The following is a 19,772-nucleotide window of genomic DNA, read 5'->3' as shown; positions in this document are numbered from 1 at the left end:
GGCTGCCCGACAAGGAAACTGAAAAAGATTCCGAGAAAGAATTTACGTTTCGAGACAGCACGAAACCGCCAGGGCCGCGCTCACCCGCAGCACGACCTGGCATCCAGTAATTTCCAACAATGGGAACGCATTCGATCGTGCCCCACCAACTTACGCCGACGACGTTGCCAGTTCCTGCTCAAGCGGTCCTTTGAGGTTGATCGCTCGCATGGGATCAGCGCCAAGGGTGCCGGTGAGTTCGTTGACGTAGTCCGGCGAGGAGACTTTCTCCAGCTCCGACTTGGCGAACTCGAAACGGGACTCCAAATCCATCTCCGCGATCAGCGGTCGATTCGAAGGCTGGCTCATGAACGCATTCAACGAGTCGACTTTTCGTTGCCAAAGCCGAATGTCGTTCTCCTGCTTCTGTCGCAAACGATCACGATACCAATCGCTCGTCAGCAAGTAATCTCGCGTAAACATTTTGCGGATTTCAGGACTGTTGATATCGTGGCCTTGCCAGATTCCGGTCGCCATGATCGTGATCAACGCCTGCAGCGGAGGACAAGCCGAAAGCAGACTGCCGTCGTCGAGGTACTGATTCGCGACGCGCTGTTGGGCTTCGGTGATGTGCAGAATTCCGTCGGCGAACGATTCATGATCCTGGAGCTCAGGCCGCAAAACGTCTTCGGTAAACACGCGCGTCGGATTGTCGAAGACTCGGGACAGATAATTGCTGAGGAATTTTTCCGTGATGCGATAGCCAAGACGACTGGCTTTCACCGTTTGGCCTTCGTATTCAAAGTCATCGATTTTCTCCATCATTCCGTTGGCGATCAGGTTGTCGGGATCGCGTTCGTGAGGCCCCATGCGGCACCAAACTTCCGGGATCAACAAGCTGATATCGTGGCCGACTTCGAAATCGGGACCGACGTGGCCGGCGGGAGTACTGAAGCCGCCCATTCCGGTCAGGATCGCCGAAACCAAGGTCGCGTTGAGGTCGGCGGTCGTGGTCAGCATGTTGAACGGGCCTTTTGTCAAAGCGCCTTCGCTGCCCGCGCCGGTTGTACTGGGACTTTTTCCAGTCAGCGATGCGATGTAGTCCATCATTAGCTCAGGCAGTTCCTGATAGTGCAACGGACTGTAGACCGCGAGCGAGCGAATGCCTTCCTCGCGCGACGGCGGATTATTGCGACGACCACTCAGCACCGCGCCGACAGGAACGTGCAGCGGATCGGAATCGGAAAGCGCCCGGAATAGTTTCATGCCGACGTTGGCGATGTAAGTGTCACGAGCCCGCACCATGTCGGGGCGATCTTGAAGGTACCTTGGGTTTTTCGTCGGAGCTCCGTTGACGATCCGCGGGTGAGCGCTGCTGACGACGAAGCCATCATTCTTGCTGGCCGACTTGAGCATCTTTTGCATCGGCGCTGAGTACTGATCGAAGTCGATCACATCGCTGACGATCTCTTTGCTCTGTTCCGTTGTCAGCGGTTCGAAGTTGCTGATAAAGTTGCCCGGCCGCGCGAGATCGATTTCGGTTTGCTTGTCCAGCCCGCGATGCACGGCGTCGTCGGGACGTTGGAACAAACGGAACTCACAGTTGCGAACAAATTTGTAGCTGAACTCGTCCTTCACCGCCGGACCGGGGTTGGGAATCAGCTCACCGGGGACGACAGTGCTGGCGCTGATGTCATCTTCCATCTGAACTTTGGACGCCGCGATGAAGTCCTGCCGCACCTTGAAAGTTCGCCAACGACCTTCGCTCAGCCCAACACGAAGATAGGTCCCGACCAGAGATCGTTCGTCCATTTTCAACTCATGGCCGGGCGATCCGTTAACGATATCGACACGGAAATGCTCGCGCCAGGAATCTTCCATGCCGGGACGGGTGAAGCGTTTGATGATCAGAGCCAGACCATAAATGTGGTCCGGAATGCTGGCCAGCCACTGGTTGTACTGATCGTTGAAGTCGGGCGATTGCGACAGCATCTTGATGCAACTCCCGAGCGAACGTGCCGGATCGAGGAACGTCCGAGCTGCTTTCTCCTCGGGCGGCCGATTCTCAAAACCATCACTCCATCGAGTTTGATAGTCGTACTCGAAGATCTCATCGAGCTTCGCGAAATCCGCATCCTGATCGACGACAAAGATCGGGCCGTAGAGCATATAGTCTCGCAAGCTCTTACTAATTTCGCTCTTGCCGCCGCCGCTAACGGTGCAGGGTTTGTGACAAAAGATGCCTTCTCCGACCGTTCCGACCAGGCGCCACGACGGAGCCGACGGGTGCTTCTCCAGACGGATTTGATAGCCGCTGGGCGCGATATAGATCTGTTCGGGTGACAGCGGAATCTGTTGCTGATCGCCGCCGGTCGTGGTCCAGGAAACGCTACGACTGGCCAGCGAAACGAGCGAGTTTTCCGGGATGTAAATGATCGACGACCAGTTCCGATCAATGCCGTAGCCTTCGGATTTGACGTCAACGAACGATTCATAATCACGAGCCACATCTTCAAAAGTGCGACCGTTGTAACGCCGGCTGTTGACGCGAAATTCATCACCGAGCGAGTACGATGCAAACGCGAGCGCGCCGCCGGCGTGTTCTTCTTCGACGCCGCCCATCAGGTTCGTCGCGTAGCTGATCTGAGTTTTGACTTCTTTTTTGCAGTAGCCGTAGTAGTTATCCGCAATCAGCGTCACGACAACGCCCCTTTCATTGCGACAGGTCAGTTTGAACGCGGTGCCGTTGTTGTACGGTTCGTCGGGTTCGCTCCAGCACATCCCGTCACGCTTCTGACGATCAGTGGCATCATCGATGTGCGGCAGGCCAAGGTCTTTCTTTGGAATCGAAGTCAAGTGCGGCGCGAGAATCACGCAACCGGTGTGGCCGCTCCAACGTTCGACATCGAGCGCAGCATCGTTGTTGGGGATTTGCGGATCGCCAGCGTTGCCGAAGATGGATTCGACGAAATCCAGATTGCTGACCAAACTTCCGGGAACGAAAAAACGGGTCTCCATCGATCGGGAGCAGCAGACGCCATCGACCGGCGGGCAAACGAGCGGACGCAGCAGCAGCGAAACCCATGTGCTGGCTTGCTCGTCCCACTGGCTCGAATACGGAAGCTGCAGCGACTCTTTTGGCGGCTGTAACGCAGCTTGCATCAGCCTGACGAAGGTGACTTTGGGGACGATCAGCTTGTCTCCCGGGATCGGCAATCCACCGTCGACAACGTGAAAGGTACCTTTGGTCGTTCGGCGATCGTGAACGGGATTGTTGAGGATACCGTTTTCCAGCCGGCGCGAATCGACCAGCTCGTTGGTGAACTGATCTTCGTCCGCGGGAAGGCTCAGTTCGCGAGCCATTCCGTGACGGTCGAGGACCAAGGTGGCGTCGGGGAGGCTCAGCGGCGATTCGAGATTCTGATCAGCGAAGTAATCCGCCAGGAATGATTCGATACGCTGATCGATCGGAGCACGAAAGCCAGCGAGCAGTCGGCTGCGCTCGCGCAGGCTTTCAAGGAAGCCTTGCGAAAAGTCCGCTTGCGATTGATGCTTTTCTGGCGGCGTGACTCCCATCGCCGAAAGCTGCAAACTGATGTAGCGTCGAAGTTGTTTTCGTTCCTTGGCGTTGGTGTGAATCTTGCGACTCCATCCAAGGCTACGTTCCAGTTCCTGTTCCGACGGGTTTTGGTGCAGTGGCATTTCGATCCTCTCGTTCAATGGCTTCGGACACGAGCGTGTGCGTGGCTCCGAGTCTATCGAATTAAGAGGAGGCTTACCGAAAAGTGCTCACGACCATTCGCCCAACGGCAACTAGCTCAGCCTTAGCCGCCGCGAATGGTGCAGAAAAAGAAAAAAGCTGACGTTGCCGCTCAGAGGATCACACTGACGATCACTTATCAAAGTGAATTTTGCAGGTGCCGTCTTCGTCGCAATCATCATCTTTGCCGGCGATCAGGTAGCGGCGTTTTGCGATCTGCTGGTAGATCCATTGCCACAGCGGCATGCTGCCAGGGAAGTACAGAAACGGAGCCGCCAACCAGAGCTTCCACGAACGCGTGCTCAAATAGCGAATCGCTTCGACGCCGCCATGTTTCGAGCCGTCTTCGCGATCGATCAAATAGATCTGCTTCATCATTTGATCGTAAGTCAAATCTGGAACGTGCTGGGCGACCCAATCATCGTGCAACGAAACGTAAGCCAACTGGTCTTTCGCGACCCACCAGTTCAACAGTTTGACGGACTTCTTGCAAAAAACGCATTTGCCGTCATAGATCACCACATCGGCGTCAGGCAAATCCGCGGGCGACTTGAGGTTCGGATCTCTGGCCATGGCCGCATCGTTGGACGGGCTTTCGTCGGTCGGTTTGGTTTGAGGTTTTGTGTCTACCGACATTGTTGCTGGGAGTGAGGGTTTGACGACGGTTGAAGTTCGCGGCGGCATCGAAAGGGGACAGGCGACAGAGCCGGCGGATGCAATCACAGGCTGGGAGCCTATGCCACCCTACTGTGATTCAGACGACGTTAACTGGATGCCTATGCCATCTCGATGTCACAATTCGTACTTCTTTTGAATCGTACCGTCCTGATTCGGGGTATTAACCGTCAAACCGGTACGTTTATCGCAAAAATTGTACAATCAAGTTCGGAAAAGCCGAATTCCGCAATAACGGGTTCGTTTTCCGATTTTGAACAGGGCGACGATCGTCCTATAATTTAGGACGCGAATTCCCGGCTGTTTCTTACCAAGGCAGAATCCAATGAACGATGTCAATCGCCAGGTAACTCAAGCGCGACGCCGCTTGAACCTATACAGCTTCATGCACGTCCTGTCGTGGGCCTTGTTCGCCGGGCTGATCGTGGCCGCGATCGGATTGTTGGTGCCGAAGGTCTGGTACCTCTCATTTCTCGAAACGCAGGACCATCATGACGCGTGGACAGCGGGTTGGCTGATCGGTGGGTGTGCACTTTCGCTGATCGTGGCTGGATTGCTTTCCATCCGAAAGTTTGTGGACACGAGCACAGCAGCCATCGAAGTCGACAAAAGATTCGGTTTGAAAGAGCGGCTGTCGAGCGCGCTATCGATTGACGATGGCACTGCCGAAACCGAAGTGGGTCAAGCTTTGCTCAAGGACGCTGACCGCAGTGCCGAAGTCATCGACGTTCGCGACAAATTCAGATTCGAGCGACTGAAGGATTTGGCGCTTCCACTGATCCCGATTGCAATCCTGTTCGCGATCACATTCTTGCCCAACGCGGTGTTTGATAAAGAAGCCGCTGCTTCGGACGCAACGGTCGAGGTTGAGAACGTCAAAAAAGCGGTCAAGGAGATGCAAAAGAAGATCGAGAAACAACGCAAGTCACTCGAGGCCGCTGGGCTGAAGGATGCTCTGGCGAAACTCGATTCGCTGAAACGAAAATTCGATGGCCTCGAACCGGAAAACATGCCTGACAAGAAACAGGCTCTGGTGGAACTCAACGACATCAAGAAAGAAATCGAAGAACGCCAGAAAGAGCTTGGCGGCAGCAAGGACCTGAGAGAGTCGCTCAACAAACTGAAAGACGTCGGCAATGGTCCGGCCAAGAAGGTTGCTGAAGCGATGTCCAAGGGCGACATGAAGATGGCGGCCAAGGCGGTCAAGGAATTGGCTGAGAAACTCAAGTCCGGAAAAATGTCGGAGGCTGAAAAGAAAAAGTTGGCTAACGATATCAAACAGCTGGCCAAAGAGTTCCAGAAAATTCAACAGCAACACAAAGCGAAAAAAGAGCAGCTCAAAAAAGACATTAAGAAAGCGATGGAGCAGGGCGACCCGAACAAGGCCGCGAAGCTTCAGGCAAAGCTTGACGAGATGGAAAAGCAGCAGCGTCAGATGGACAAGATGAAAAAAATGGCTCAGAAGATGCAAGACTGTGCCAACTGCATGAAGCAGGGCGGCGGCAAGAAGCAGCAGAAAAATGGCCAACCGCAGAACGGCAAGAAAGGCGAACAGGGTCAGGCTCAACAACAGCAAGACCTTGAAGACGCGGCGAAAGGTTTGGAAGACCTGGCCAAGGAAATGGAGCAGATGGAAGAAGAGCTTAAAGAGATGGAGGCGTTGGAAGATCTCGAAAAGGCGATCGGCGAAGCCAAGGGCGGCATGAACGGTAAGGAAAGCGACAAGCCGCAATGGTCCAAGAACGCCAAGGGCAAAGGTAAAGGCGCCGGTGAACGTGAGCGAGAAGAGGACAAAACCGGCAAGTATAAATCTCGTGTCAAAGGCCAGCTGCAAAAAGGGCAAACCGTGGTCACGGGCGACGCGGACGGCAACAACATCTCCGGTCGCTCGACGAGCGAAGTTCGGGAAATCGTTCGGCAAAGCATGAGCGATAAAGCGGACCCATTGGAAAATCAGGTGTTGCCGAAATCGCAACGCGACCACGCGAAGGAATACTTTGAAAAACTCCGCGGAAATTAAATCCGGTTTCAGTCTGTTCTCAATTGACGAGCACCGGCTTTCATCAGGCCTGTTGGCGCTGTTGTTGCTTGGCGGCCTGGGCTATTTGATATGGCTCGTGGTGGCTCCGTTTCTTCCTGCCTCTGTTGCTACTCCGATCACTGAGTCCAGAAACCAGATCGCCGATTCGCACTTTGAAGATAGCGATTGGGACAAGGCCGTCTCAGTTTATAACCAGATGCTCAAAGACGACCCTGACAATGGGTTTGTCATTCTGAAAATTGCAAAAGCACGCCACAACGAGCTACTTGAGAAATGGAAAGAATGCGAGAAAGTATCTGATGTTTCGAGCGTGGAGAACGAAGCGATGGAAACGATCCTTGCTGAAGAAGAGGTCCTTTTCAATCAAGTGATCCTTGCGTGGAGCCGATTGTTTGACAACGCGAGGTATCGACGGCGATGCTACGAACGTGTTGCCTGCCTACATTCGATGCGGTTCGCCAAGTTGAAATATGAGGACGAATCCGAAAAAGCGATCGCGGCTCTTGAGGAAATGCTCAAGCACGGCTGCACGACCGAATATGGAATTCGACAGACACGGCAACTCTATCCTCTGGCGACGCATCGAAGGTTCGCCCACCTTGTGCTGGAAGAACAAAGAATTTGGAATCCAGGCCGTCGGATACGCTATCCCTATCCGAATCCGCGCAAATAACCCACCACGACCTCTACGACCGAACAAGATGAGCGACAAGCAACACGACTCTCCCGTGAAACTGAAGACCCTGGTACCTGTTGAAGATCTTCGTTGGTCCTGCTGTTCAGGCGACGTAGGATTCGAAACCACAGCTGAACTGGTTGGCTCGCGCGATGTCGAAGGACAGCAAACCGCTCGCGAAGCCATCGAGTTCGGGATCACCTGTCTGGCTCCCGGCCAGAACATCTATGTGCGAGGCGCGCGAGGCACGGGTCGCATCCGCATGGTTCGGCACCTGCTGTCTGAACTGGCGCCGACTTCAGAATCCAAACGCGATTTCTGCTATGTGCACAACTTCTCACGGCCCGAGCACCCTCGGTTAATTGAGCTTCCGCCTGGCGACGGCCCAAAGTTTCGCAAGCAGATGATTGAGCTGGCCGAGTTCGCAGAATCGGATCTGGTCAAATCGCTCGAAGGCGAACCGTGGTCCTCGCAACGACACGAGATCCAGGAGTCCGTTCAACAAGAGATCAAAGCGAAAATGAAACCGCTGGAGGACGCGCTTCAGGGCGACGGGCTCGCTTTGGTTCAGGGGCAGGGGCCCGGACAGGCCGGAATCTTTCCTGTCATTGAGGGTCAGCCCGTGCCGACCGATCGGCTTGGTGCGCTCGTCGCGCAGGGCCAACTTACGAGCGAAGCTGTCGAAAAGATCGAGACGGCAATTAACGGCTATCAAAAACAACTCAAGGACATTGGTCGAGAAATCAATGAGCACATCCGCGAGGCCTCACTACAGATCAAATCCATCAACGAAACTGCGGCGAACGAACTGATCGAACCCTGGGTCACGCGGATTTCGAACACTTGGGACCTGAAGAGCGTCCGTGAGTTTCTTGCCGATGTCGTCAAAGACATCATTGAGTTTCGAATTGATTCCGAAGAAGACCCGCCGCTTAAAATTCTCTACGGCGTCAATGTCGTGCTGACTCAGGCGGACGCTAAATCCCGACCGGTAGTTGAGGAGTCGATGCCGAATCTGATGAACCTGCTGGGAACCGTCGAACCGGACTTTGGTCCCAACGGCGTTGCAGTTTCAGATTATCGCGGCGTGCATGCCGGTGCGATTCTTCGAGCGGATGAAGGCTATCTGATTCTGGATGTCTACGATCTGTTGTCGGAACCCGGCGCTTGGCGAGCGTTGATGCGTACGCTGAGAACTGGCATGCTGGAAATCGTGCCACCAGAAGCAAGCTGGATGCGACAGACAGTCGTCACCCAACCGGAACCAATTCAAATCCGCGTGCGTGTCATTTTGATTGGCGACGCGCGGACGTGGTATCAGTTGGACCATGTCGACCCTGACTTTCGCGAGCTGTTTAAAGTCCTCGCGGATTTCGATAGCGAGATCCTGCGAGACAGCCTCGGCATCGCCGCTTACGGGCAGGTGATTGCCAATCTTTGCGAAGAAGAGTCGCTGCCTCACTTTCACAAATCCGCCGTTGCGGAACTGGCTGAGCACGGTGCCCGGATCGTTGCCAGGCCTGATCGACTGACCGCAAAGTTTGGACGCATCGCTGACATTGCTCGCGAAGCCGCGTTCCTGGCAGACGGCGAACTGGTACAGCAATCCGACATTGTCGAAGCCGTGCGGCGGACCAAGCGACGGGCCAGTCTTCCGTCGCGAAAGTTTCAGGAGATGGTTAACAACCGCACGATCATGGTGGAAACTTCCGGCGCGATTGTCGGACAGATCAACGGCTTGGCTGTCATGCATTCGGGGCCGCTAACTTATGGATTCCCGGCTCGCATCACCGCGACGATTGGACCGGGAACGGCAGGGCTGATCAACATCGAAGGTCGCGCACAGATGTCCGGCACCATTCACACCAAGGGCTTTCACATCCTTGGCGGGTTGCTGCGTCATCTGATTCGCACGAAACATCCGCTGGCGTTCAGCGCTTCGTTGGCGTTCGAGCAATCCTACGGCGGAATCGATGGCGATTCGGCATCCGGTGCTGAAATGGTTTGCCTGCTAAGTGCGTTGACTGATATTCCCGTCAAGCAATCGATGGCGATGACAGGAGCGATCGACCAACACGGGAACATCGAAGCCATCGGCGGCGTGAACGAAAAGATCGAAGGATTCTTCGACGCGTGCAACTTTTCAACTTTGACAGGTGACCAGGGCGTCGTAATCCCCAAGTCCAACGCTGGCGATTTGATGCTTCGCGATGATGTGGTCGAAGCCTGCAGCAAAGGTGCCTTTCATGTTTACGCGGTCGAAACGATTCACGAGGCTCTCGCGTTGATGACGGGCCACGAAATTGGAGCGCTGGACGAGGAAGGAAACTATCCAGACGACTCGATGCTTGGGATGGCCGTTGAGAAAGCCCACCAGTTTTGGCGTCGCACGCTGTCCAGCCCGGCCCAGTTCACACAAACTGAAAAGGCCGAACCTGATCCCGAGGACATGCCTCCCACGCCTCCGCCCATCAGCATCCGCGACTGAAGCCGGTTGTGATCCTCAATGTTGCTCGCTGCAGCACGTCGCGTTCGCGCCTCGTGCATGTATGTATCCGCTGAAAGTTCGCAGCAGGAACAGCCAGCTGTTAGGATGACATTGAACGATCTCGCTTTTTTGGTGTGCAACAATGGCCGGCAGCAGCTTACAAGTCGACACTCTCGACGCTTCGGCCATCCAATCCCGCGAGGGCGATTCTTCACTTGAAGCGTTGCATTGTGCACTGCGACCATTTAACCGACGCTGGATGATCGTGTTCGGCCTCTACGTAATTTTGTCGCCGCGTCCGTTTCTGGAACCAGATTTCATTTCCGTCACTCTGGTACTGATCCATGCGACGAGTCTTGCGTGGAAGCTTACCAAGATACGCGGTGATCGGCCCGTGATTCGAGCAGCGTTTTATTCCGGAATGCTGGTGTACGGAGCGTGTTGGCTAATGATGGCGTTGCAAATTCGCAGCACCGTTCAGGACCTGTTCCTCAACCCGTACTTTCTCGCACCGCTGTGGGCTGAGTTATGGATGCCGCTGTTCTGGTTCATGATCTTTTTGCCAGTGTTCCTCAGCCTGCTGATTGCAGCGAACCGACACGAGCCACAGCGGAGCAAGCTGTTCATTCTGGTTTCCCTGTGGCTGATCCCACTCGCTCTTCTCGTTTACTTTTTTCCGTTGCTGAAATTAGCTGCCGTCGCTGTCACAACCGAGCCTTCGCGTGCGCAAACCGAAGCGAAGCCTATCGACTATGCGCAACGAGATCGCCAAGAAGCGGAACTCTGGGAGCTGTTCCGTACGGCCTGCGTCAGCGAATTCGAGCCATCCGATGCATGGCATCAATCCTTGGCTGAGTTTTTGAGTCAGGATCGGTCATGGTTTGCGGTCCATCGATTTACGCTGACCGAACCTTTGCTCCAGAATGCAATCGATCGTTTCCTGTTGAAGAAGTATGGGCTTGAAACGGAAATCACTGCTGAACTGGCCGCCCGCACGCTGGACCGATTGGGAAATCGAGTAATCGACAATCAGACGGCGATGGAAACCATACGATTAGCGGAACTGGTTGCCCAAAGCCTGGACAAAGAGCAGCTGATCACACGGCTAACCGATAGCCACTGGGAGCGATGGCCAAAATTTTATGAAGGCTCATCGCGAGAAATTTTCCAATGGGAATCTGTCCCGGAAATCGATCACCTGAAGCCATGGATCTATGCAGCGTGGTATCTCGACGAAAAACTCAATCTCGAAAACCCGGATCAATACAACGAGCTGGAACGCAAAATCGGCCGGCATCGCTTCCGGCTTGCTCCGCCCAAGCCAACGTCGAGTGCGTGGCGGATGTACCAGCGTCACGCCTTGAGTTTCTCGAATTCAGACACTCGGGAGCTGGCATCGCTCTTGGAAACCGGGATGCTTCATCTCGAAAAATATCGCGAGCCGATTTGCGGTGGACATGAGTCAGACGAGTTTCTACGGCGTCGCTGGTTGTGGTCAATGGGACCGCAACAACCTTTTGGCAGCACGAAGGTAAAGCTATCCGAATACGAAATGTTGTTTCTCGATTCCAAAGGCGGAGCCCAATGGCGAAAGTCGAACCGGAAGTACGTTCTTGATTTGGCTCAGCAAAGCATCGCACCGAACCCGTTGCTGGCTAAAAGTAAAGATCAAGACGCCGATACCGCAATGGCTGCAATCGCGAATTTACTTTCACTTAAGACTCCGACCGATCCATGGCCAATCGCTCCACACCTTGAGTTCCTGTTTCTGGATCATGCGAACGAACCTCGTCCTTCGATAGCGATGGAGTTCTGGCCTGAACTTGATTCCGGCATCGATAAAATCGAAACGATGCATCTGACAGTTCGGCTTCAGTTGCGATTGAACTATCTTGCTCGCCTGTGGCCTGAATCGACGCCTCAAATGTTCGTCGACTGCTATCTGGATTCGCCGCCCGACGTCCGCCAAAGATGCTTGCTAGGCATTTATGAAAACAGCGTCGGGATTCCTCAAACCATTCCCGCGGAAGTTCAACTGGAAATCCTGTCGAAACTGAAGGATGAAGTTAAACAGAGCCCGGACGGCGTAGCCGATGGAGTTCGTCTGTTTCCTGGCGACAGGGAATCAGCCGATGAACTGGAGTCGATTGACTATGCGATTGCGAATCTTGATTGCAAACAAGGCGCCGAGATGTTCTTGAAGCTAAGATCTCAATGGTTCGAGAAAATCGCAGCGATCGAGGATGACTATGAAGTTTGGCGGAGATCCAAATTTGTTTTCGCCGACGCGCCGCACAAGTACATCCCTGAGCGACGGAGTTGGAAAGAAGATCGAATCGAAGCGTTGGCTCGTAGCGATAACCCGCTACATCGTAGCACCGTCGCCAGATTGATCCAGGCTCGGCCGCTGCCGCGATACATGTCGCTGCTGGAAACGTTAACCACTGACGAGGACTCCGCGGTTCGCCAACGAGCGGTTGAGGTGAAAGCGTTCCTTGGAAATCTGTCCGCGAAAGACACTGATACCGGTTCCGTAGAACTACGCACTGGTTCCGACGTGCAGACGAACTGACTAAAATGGTTGCAGTTACCTGTGTACTCTCGAGCGCAAGATCATGATCAATTTTGACCTTCCAGCGATTCAGAACGCCATCAAGGAATTTGGATTTGATGGCTGGTTGTTGTATGACTTTCGCGGGCTCAATGTTTTGGCTCAGCGAGTTCTGGGAATCGAGCCCGATGACGTCGGTTCAAGAAGATACTTTTTCTACGTTCCGGCGGAAGGCGATCCACAAAAACTGGTCCATCGCATCGAAACGGAAGCCCTCGACCACTTGCCGGGGCAGAAGCGAATTTACCTTCGCTGGCAGGAACTTCACGAAGAACTCAAGTCGATTTTGGGCTCCGCCGGAAAAATCGCGATGGAATACTCGCCTAACAACGCCAATCCATACGTTTCACGCGTTGATGGTGGAACCGTAGAGTTGATTCGATCGCTGGGGCCCGATGTTGCCAGTTCCGGAAATCTCGTTCAGTATTTCGAAGCTCGCTGGTCGAGCGAACAATGGGAGCTTCACCTTGAAGCCGACCGACTGAATCAAGCCGCGTTCGAGATGGCCTGGTCAATGGTTCGCGACAGTATCGAAAGCGGTCAAACGCTCCGTGAAACAGATCTGCAGAACCACGTTATGTCTTACTATGCCGCGAACAACATGACGACCTATCATCCGCCGATTGTCGCCGTCGGGCCGCACAGTGGAGACCCACACTACACGCCGCAACCGGGATCGGACGCTGAAATCAAAGAGGGTGATTTCCTGCTACTGGATATGTGGGCCAAGATGGACGTGCCGCTGGGCGTGTACAGCGACTTGACCAAGGTCGGCTATGTTGGCGATTCTGTACCGAACGAATACAAAGAGATTTTCGACATCGTGGCAGCGTCGCGGGACGCGGGAATCAAATGCGCGAAAGATGCGTTTGCAGCGGGTCGGGAACTTCAGGGCTGGGAAGTCGACAAGGCTTCACGGGACGTGATTGATGAAGCGGGCTATGGCGAATACTTCATCCACAGAACAGGGCACAACATCGGTCGTGAAACGCACGGCAACGGTGCTCACATGGACAACCTGGAAACGAAAGAAGAGCGTTTGGTGATGACCAAAACCTGCTTCTCTATCGAACCAGGAATCTACATGAAGCCCTTCGGTATCCGTAGCGAGATCAACGTATTCGTCGACGGTGAGTCCAAAGTACACGTCACCGGCGGCATTCAAACGGAGATTCGCAAGATCCTGTCCGAGGATTAGTTTGCGACGAAAGCGAACGTTTGTCTTGCTGATACGGAGTGATCGAGCGAGCGGAAACTGAGCCCTGTTCTGGCAAACGATTGCCGAGAGCTGCTGCGGTCAGAATTAAACCACGCAACGATTAGGCTGCGCGATTTGCACGCACCTGCTCGGGTTGCGCCGGAGTAACTCGGGTGATCCATGCCTTGGATTCAACGTAGCCCTGATGTATCAATTCATCGCCGGCTTCGTCATGAATCCATCCGGCGACTTCCGGATTGATGTAGTTCATCCAGTCGCCCACGACGCCTTTTCGATTGAAGCTGTTGGGTTTTTCTTCGCGATGCCCGGGCATCAAATGGCTGGGGATCTGCGGCAGTTTCGACGGATCGGCACCGAGAAAACTGACCAGCGCCTCCGCTTTACCCTGTAGGTCTTCGTGAAGGTTTTCGTACTTCACCAGTTTGACCGGCAGCTTTGGATGGCATTTCATCGTGTTCCGGTCAGCGACCAGATATTGTTTCCACTGCCGTGCGGTTTGGCGCACGAAGGATTCATCGGCCAGCAGCAGGTCCGGGGACTGATGGAAGAACCAGGGATCTTTCACGAACTGCTTACGAATATTTTCACGAGCCGGATAGCGTCGGAAGTAGTTCGAGATGTTCGGAAAGTTGAAGTAGTGAAACATGCGGCTGACAATGATGTCGCGGCAGTCGCGTACGATTGAGATATGGGGCGCGTTGCGGATGACGATCGGGTGAAGCGTGTGTGGCGTTCGATCGCCGACAAATTTGGCGTGTGCCGGAGCCAGATAGTCGAGCGTTTCCAGCGTCATTTTCTCCAGACCGCGGCGGACGATCGCGTCCTCTTTTTCCTGGTTGGCGAGGTTCTGGAAGACGCGGTTGTTTTCATTGTAAGTTTCGAAATATTTCCACCAATGAAACTCGCCCGAACTGTGAATGTCGGGATGCAAATTCAGCAACCGACAGACCCAGTTGGTACCGGACTTCATGTATCCACGAATGCAAAAGTAAGTTCGTCCACTCACCAAGGGAACTCCCACCATCGAAGGTTGTGCGGTTGTACGAAATCGGCGCCGCGTTCAAAATTCCGCGCGATGGTAGAGACGAATGGCTCAGGGAGCAATTTCAGTTGGTGCTAGCTTGGTGACAGCCACAAAAAAAGCCGTGAATCAGGTGATTCACGGCTCTTTGGAAACTAAGCGTTCGAGGATTAGTCCCACCACCATTGGCCATCGGCCAAGTTCTCAAACTTGATCGAGTCACGAACGGACTCGACCTTCCCATCGGCGTCGACTGACGCTTTATCACTGTTGAGTGCGATTCGCGGCTGAATGTTGACGCCGCCTCCGATTGGAGTCATCAGCCGTCCCTGTTTGACGACAGCGTTGATTACCGGAGCAACCTTTTCTGGTGCCGGATAAACTTCAATCGCAAAATTGTCTTCGCTGCCGAACGTGGTCATGTCCCAGTTGGCTTTGCGATACAGATCTGATTTTTGAATGTACGCCGCCGTGATGCTCATGTCGATCAGGTTACGCAGTTCGCCGAAAACGGTTGCTCGCTGAGCGACCTTGTCGTAATTCTTGGTGAACGAAGCACAGAACTTTCTGCTCGCTCCATTGGCTCCACTCTTACGAGTCCGTTTGCCATCAGCCGAAACGCTCTCGTCTTCGCAAACCAGTTTGACTCCGGTGCCTTCCAGAGCCATCGAGTTGCGATCTTCGCTTACTTTGACGCATTCGTAGTCTGGCTGGAAATACCAACGTTGAAGCTTTCCAGCACCGCCGGTCGCGGGAGAAGCAGCTTCGATGAACGTTGTCATTCGAACAGGAGGCTGCTCAACGCCGATTCCATATAGCTTCATGCGATAGTCGGCTTCGGCAAGAACCTGAGCGAAACGTGTTTCGTTAGAAACGCCGTTGATGGTAATCGTTTGATGCCCGATCGCTTTGTAAAAAGTTTGGGCGACTTCGCGTGCCTGATGCAGACCGCGGTAGTTAGCTTGTACGTAGCGTTGTGCTTCCTGGAAACGCTGCAGGCCTTCCTGAGTCGGATCGATCGAGCAAGAGATCAGAGAAGCTCGTTTTCCGTCCGGACCAAATGCTCGCAACGCAGCAACAAAGTCTTCAAGATGCAAGGTCGCTTTGCCGCTGTCCATGCCAACGACGCGATGCTGACCGTTGAGGAAGAATCCTTCGGCTGGTCCTGCGATTACGATATCGTTCTCTTCAGGGTAGAAGAAAACGTGAGTGATTCGAGTCAGCCCTGCGAGGTAGCGGATGTCGTCGTTGACAGGCTTTCCTGCGGCTTTGAGGCGTGCGACTTCTTTCTCAAGGCGAACCAGTGAAACCTTGCGAAGGTCGCTGACCTTCTGGATCTCCTTGTTCAGTTTGACTTGAGCCTGCTTCCATCGCTCACGCGAGAGGGCATCCGAATTGGCGACGACTCTTCGTCGAGTCAGGACGTTGTTGGCGTCGATTTGAACACCACCGGTCACTGGATCTCCGTCGCCGCCATCGTCAGTACCGCCATCAGTTTGCCCGTAAGCCGAGGCCGCTCCGAACATCAGCAGAGCAGCGATGGCAAAAGCAAAAAACCTGTTTGAATGAGCCCGCATTGAAGTCTCCAGTTGCGTGTTTATCCGACGTCGAAATCACGACGCGATTGTTTGTGTTTTCTTGTCGATTCGATTCTGCGGAGAATACTCCGGTCGCCAAACCGACACGGGCCGGAGCGATGGATATAATGCAGAAAATCCCTTCTTGAATATTAGTTACCGCTAAACGAACAAGCAAGAAATTCCCGAGTTTTCAAGCTTAGTCGCTGAATTTCCCCAACGACGCGGGGAATTACGGATTTTTCCTGTTTCGCCGCCTGAATTAGCGTCAAAAGACCAATGGCTCAAAGGGAAAGGCAGTGGCCCTATTGCTAGTTCGACAGCTCGATGCCCATCTCTTTGACCAGCATTTTCATGTCTTCCCAAACGTGACGTTTCGCGCCTTCGTTGCGAAGCAAATAAGCGGGGTGATAGGTCACCATCAGCTTTGCTCCCTTCCACGGGTGAAATCTACCGCGCAGCCGGCCAAGCGATTGAGTCGTCTGCAGCATTGTTTTCGCGGCAACTGAGCCCAGACAACAAATAAACTCCGGCTGAATGACCTCCAGCTGGCGATCCGCATATCCCCAGCAACTGCGAATCTCCGTTTCGGTCGGGTTGCGATTTCGGGGCGGGCGACATTTGACGGTATTGAGGATGTAGACGTCTTCCCGTTTCAGCTTTGAAGCGGCCAGGATCTTGTTGAGCAGCTTGCCGGCCGCTCCGACGAAAGGTTCTCCCTGCCGATCCTCGTCGGCCCCCGGCCCCTCACCCACGAACACAAGGCGAGCTGCTGGATTGCCAACACCGAAGACCGTTTGAGTCCTATGGGCACAAAGTTCTTCGCATTGCGTGCATCCGCGAACTTCGGCATTGATGACCTCCAGCGCCGCCGGTCGGTCTGCGACATCTGTTGCTGGCCCCCAATTCTCGCTCACGACTTTCTGTTTCGGAACAGCGGCCGGGGAAACTGCGACCGGGCGAGACTCTTTGACGGTCATCGCCGCCGTCGCGCTGGTCGTCGCATGGGGCAGCGTTTTTGCTTCAGAGCCTTCCGCTGGATCAGTATCAGAGTCGGGCTGCGACTCGGTTGCGGCCGACACGAACTGAAACGCCACGTCACCATTTCCAGCAGCGATTTCGCGAACTCCAAATTGAGCGAGCGAGTGTAGCTGTTGCTGCAGTAGCTTCTGGAGGTCGATTTCGGTCTGCTCTGGGTCCACAATGTACGCCTTTGATTGAGGTTCCTGCGTCGAAACCGTTTTTTCACCCTGTTAAATTATCGGAAATAGCTAACATTTTGAACGGGCGGATTCCGAATTCCGCATCCCTTTCGCGCTGTTCGTAAAATTCTCATGTCTCTGCCACAAGTTTCGATCGTTGGTCGACCCAACGTCGGTAAATCTAGCATCTTCAACTGGTTAGCCGGACGTCGGCTGGCGATCGTTGACGATATGGCTGGAGTGACGCGGGATCGCATGACGTTTCTGATCAACGAAAAGGACCGTTACTTCGAAATTGTGGACACCGGCGGAATCGGAATCAACGATGTCGACGAACTCGATGAGGAAATCGAACATCAAATTGAGCTCGGCATTCAGGGCGCTGACGTACTGATGTTTGTCGTCGATGCTCGTGACGGAATCACACCGCTGGACCGATCGGTTGCGAAGCGACTTCGCAAACTTGAAAAACCGGTTCTGCTGGTGGCGAACAAGTGTGATGGTGACAACTGGGAAACTCAGGCCAGCGAATTTTTCGCACTTGGTTTCGGCCAACCGATCCTTGTCAGTGCAAAAAACAACCGTCGCAAATCAATGCTTACCGAAGCGTTGCATGAATCGCTACCGCCAGAGTCTCAGCCGGATGCCAAGGAGATCGAAGATCCGGATATGAAGTTCGTCATCGTTGGAAGGCGGAACGTTGGCAAGAGCACGTTCATCAATACGCTTTCCGAAGCCGACCGGATGATCGTCAGCGAAGTCGCCGGGACCACTCGAGACAGCGTCGACGTTCGTTTCGAGATGGACGGCAAAACCATGGTTGCGATCGACACGCCGGGGTTGCGGCGCGGCAAAAGCCGAACTGACATCGATTTCTATGGAACGCATCGGGCACATCGTTCGATTCGCCACGCGGACGTCGCGCTGATGATGTTCGATTGCACCCAACGGATCAGCAAAGTCGATCGCAAGCTGTGCAATTACATCGAGCAGAACTACAAGCCTTGCGTGTTCGTCGTCAACAAGTGGGACAAGATGGCGGAGCACATGGAGACGCAACGTTGGGCGGACTACATCCATGACAACTTTCCGTCGATGGCCTGCTGCCCCGTAGCATTCGTAACCGGGCTGACAGGACAGAACTGTAAGCGGCTGATGAACCACGCGCAAATGCTGTTCAAGCAAAGCCTCTATCGCGTTCCGACCCCGCGGCTGAACAGGATCGTGAAAGAAGCCCTGGTGCGACACCCGCCGCCGATCGCTTCGAACCGACGCCGCCCAAAGATCTATTACGCCTCGCAGATCGGAGTCTCGCCTCCGACGATCATGCTCAAGTGCAACAATCCGGATTCGTTTTCGAAAACGTATCGCCGGTATTTGCTGGGCGTGTTCCGCGACACGCTGGATTTCGGCGAAGTCCCGATTCGAATGGTGCTTGAAGCGAGCAGCAGTTCAGAGTCACAAGAAGAATTGCTGGACACGTAATCGACGGGACGACGGCTCGCGAACTAACGCGTTTGCCATGGGTTGGTCGAACCGTAGCGAGGCGAGTAGTTCTGATTTTGTTGCAGGCCACCCGACTGGGAAAACTGCTGCTGCAGCGACGCAACCCGTTGAGCAACGTCTGTCTGGCTTCCATCGAGCTGCAACACGCGCATGTAGTTGTCGAGCGCCAGCAATGATTGTCCCTGCGTTTCCCGCACGCGACCCATCGCCTTGAGAGCGCGAAGGTTGTTTCCATCGACCTTGAGTGCATCCGCCAGCAAATCGGTTGCGTGCTGGTTGTCGCCATATTCCTGGTACAGTCGGGCCAGTTCGATCAGAGGTTCGGCCGAGTTTGGCACCCGCTGTTTCCAACCGTCAAGTAAGTCGAAAGCATATTGTTCGCGACCGGTTTCGATCAGCAACGCTGCGAGCCCCCGGTGTGCTTCGGAGTGTTGCCCGTTGAGGCTGATTGCTTTTCGATACAGCTGTTCCGCCTGGCTCAGGTACTGCGCGTTGCCCTGATTTTTTCCCATTGAATAGAACGTTGCCGCGAGGTTGTAGTTCGCGTCAGGATTGTTCGGATTCTGCGACAGGGCCTGCTGAAATCGGCCCAACGCCTGCATGTAGTTTCCGTTTTGATACGCTTGCTGGCCAACAATATTGCTCTGCTGGGCGCCGAGGTTGCAACCCACAGCTGATACGCACAATGCGAGAATCGCCAATGCCTGCCAAGGCATACTGGTGTTGGGTTTAGTTGCAGACATCGCCAAAATTACCACGTTTTGAAACTGGGCTTTTGGCGGACGATAGCGAATCGACAATTCGAGCTCAAGCTCAATAAGGATTCACGTTTCGTAGGATTCACGTTTCGTAAATGTCTCAATCGACGAGTGCCAGCAGAATCACGGAGCGATAGCAATTGATGCAGTAACGCCCAATAAGCACGCCCATCGAAGAACGGATGGGTAAGCTCGCGCCCGAGTCCAGCCTGCACCAGCAAACTACCCGGCAAATTCTAGTAGTCTGTCAAAGTTGAGT

12 protein-coding genes are annotated in these 19,772 nt (G+C 54.1%); 6 read left to right on the top strand and 6 right to left on the bottom strand.

Annotated elements, in window-relative coordinates:
* Positions 1-150: 150 nt before the first annotated feature.
* Together MFFC18_RS02825 and MFFC18_RS02820 are read right to left on the bottom strand one after the other, a co-directional pair.
* Positions 151-3,681, bottom strand: coding sequence for a hypothetical protein (locus MFFC18_RS02825; protein ID WP_075085311.1), 3,531 nt, complete (start codon positions 3,679-3,681; stop codon positions 151-153).
* 190 nt (positions 3,682-3,871) lie between these two features.
* Complete coding sequence (locus MFFC18_RS02820; RefSeq protein WP_238381293.1) at positions 3,872-4,375, bottom strand: thiol-disulfide oxidoreductase DCC family protein; 504 nt, start codon at positions 4,373-4,375, stop codon at positions 3,872-3,874.
* 364 nt (positions 4,376-4,739) lie between these two features.
* On the opposite strand from MFFC18_RS02820, the gene MFFC18_RS02815 reads away from it, so the two are divergent.
* The 5 genes from MFFC18_RS02815 to MFFC18_RS02800 all read left to right on the top strand — a co-directional run bounded on the left by MFFC18_RS02815 (position 4,740) and on the right by MFFC18_RS02800 (position 13,428).
* Positions 4,740-6,434 carry a hypothetical protein gene (locus tag MFFC18_RS02815; RefSeq protein ID WP_075085312.1) on the top strand — a complete coding sequence of 565 codons (1,695 nt, stop codon included), beginning with the start codon at positions 4,740-4,742 and terminating at the stop codon, positions 6,432-6,434.
* Entirely contained in the window at positions 6,412-7,128 is a 717-nt protein-coding gene (locus MFFC18_RS24750) for a hypothetical protein (RefSeq protein WP_075085313.1), read from the top strand. Before MFFC18_RS02815 ends, MFFC18_RS24750 begins: the two co-directional genes overlap by 23 nt.
* Positions 7,129-7,183: 55 nt before the next feature.
* Positions 7,184-9,619 carry a Lon protease family protein gene (locus tag MFFC18_RS02810; RefSeq protein ID WP_168211067.1) on the top strand — a complete coding sequence of 812 codons (2,436 nt, stop codon included), beginning with the start codon at positions 7,184-7,186 and terminating at the stop codon, positions 9,617-9,619.
* Between the two features lie 142 nt (positions 9,620-9,761).
* Positions 9,762-12,191, top strand: a complete 2,430-nt coding sequence (locus MFFC18_RS02805) for a HEAT repeat domain-containing protein (protein ID WP_075085315.1) — start codon at positions 9,762-9,764, stop codon at positions 12,189-12,191.
* Between the two features lie 43 nt (positions 12,192-12,234).
* Positions 12,235-13,428, top strand: coding sequence for a M24 family metallopeptidase (locus MFFC18_RS02800; protein WP_075085316.1), 1,194 nt, complete (start codon positions 12,235-12,237; stop codon positions 13,426-13,428).
* A gap of 121 nt (positions 13,429-13,549) precedes the next feature.
* Here the strand turns inward: MFFC18_RS02800 and MFFC18_RS02795 are convergent, their stop codons facing one another.
* From MFFC18_RS02795 to MFFC18_RS02785, 3 genes are all read right to left on the bottom strand, one after another.
* The gene (locus MFFC18_RS02795) at positions 13,550-14,473 is read right to left on the bottom strand and encodes a sulfotransferase domain-containing protein (RefSeq protein ID WP_084417239.1); all 924 of its coding nucleotides are present in this window, start codon (positions 14,471-14,473) and stop codon (positions 13,550-13,552) included.
* Positions 14,474-14,640: 167 nt separating this feature from the next.
* A complete protein-coding gene (locus MFFC18_RS02790) occupies positions 14,641-16,047 on the bottom strand; it encodes a DUF1598 domain-containing protein (protein ID WP_075085318.1) in 1,407 nt (468 codons plus the stop codon).
* Positions 16,048-16,358: 311 nt separating this feature from the next.
* A complete protein-coding gene (locus MFFC18_RS02785; RefSeq protein WP_075085319.1) occupies positions 16,359-17,249 on the bottom strand; it encodes a uracil-DNA glycosylase in 891 nt (296 codons plus the stop codon).
* A gap of 132 nt (positions 17,250-17,381) precedes the next feature.
* On the opposite strand from MFFC18_RS02785, the gene der reads away from it, so the two are divergent.
* Positions 17,382-18,734 (top strand): ribosome biogenesis GTPase Der, encoded by a 1,353-nt coding sequence (der, locus tag MFFC18_RS02780; RefSeq protein WP_075085320.1) that lies wholly within the window; start codon positions 17,382-17,384, stop codon positions 18,732-18,734.
* A gap of 23 nt (positions 18,735-18,757) precedes the next feature.
* Here the strand turns inward: der and MFFC18_RS02775 are convergent, their stop codons facing one another.
* Positions 18,758-19,498 (bottom strand): tetratricopeptide repeat protein, encoded by a 741-nt coding sequence (locus tag MFFC18_RS02775; protein WP_075085352.1) that lies wholly within the window; start codon positions 19,496-19,498, stop codon positions 18,758-18,760.
* Positions 19,499-19,772 lie beyond the last annotated feature (274 nt).

Source organism: Mariniblastus fucicola, assembly GCF_008087665.1.
Lineage (GTDB): Bacteria > Planctomycetota > Planctomycetia > Pirellulales > Pirellulaceae > Mariniblastus > Mariniblastus fucicola.
Note: the sequence above shows the minus strand (reverse complement) of the source record. Positions and strands in the feature narration are given on the sequence as shown.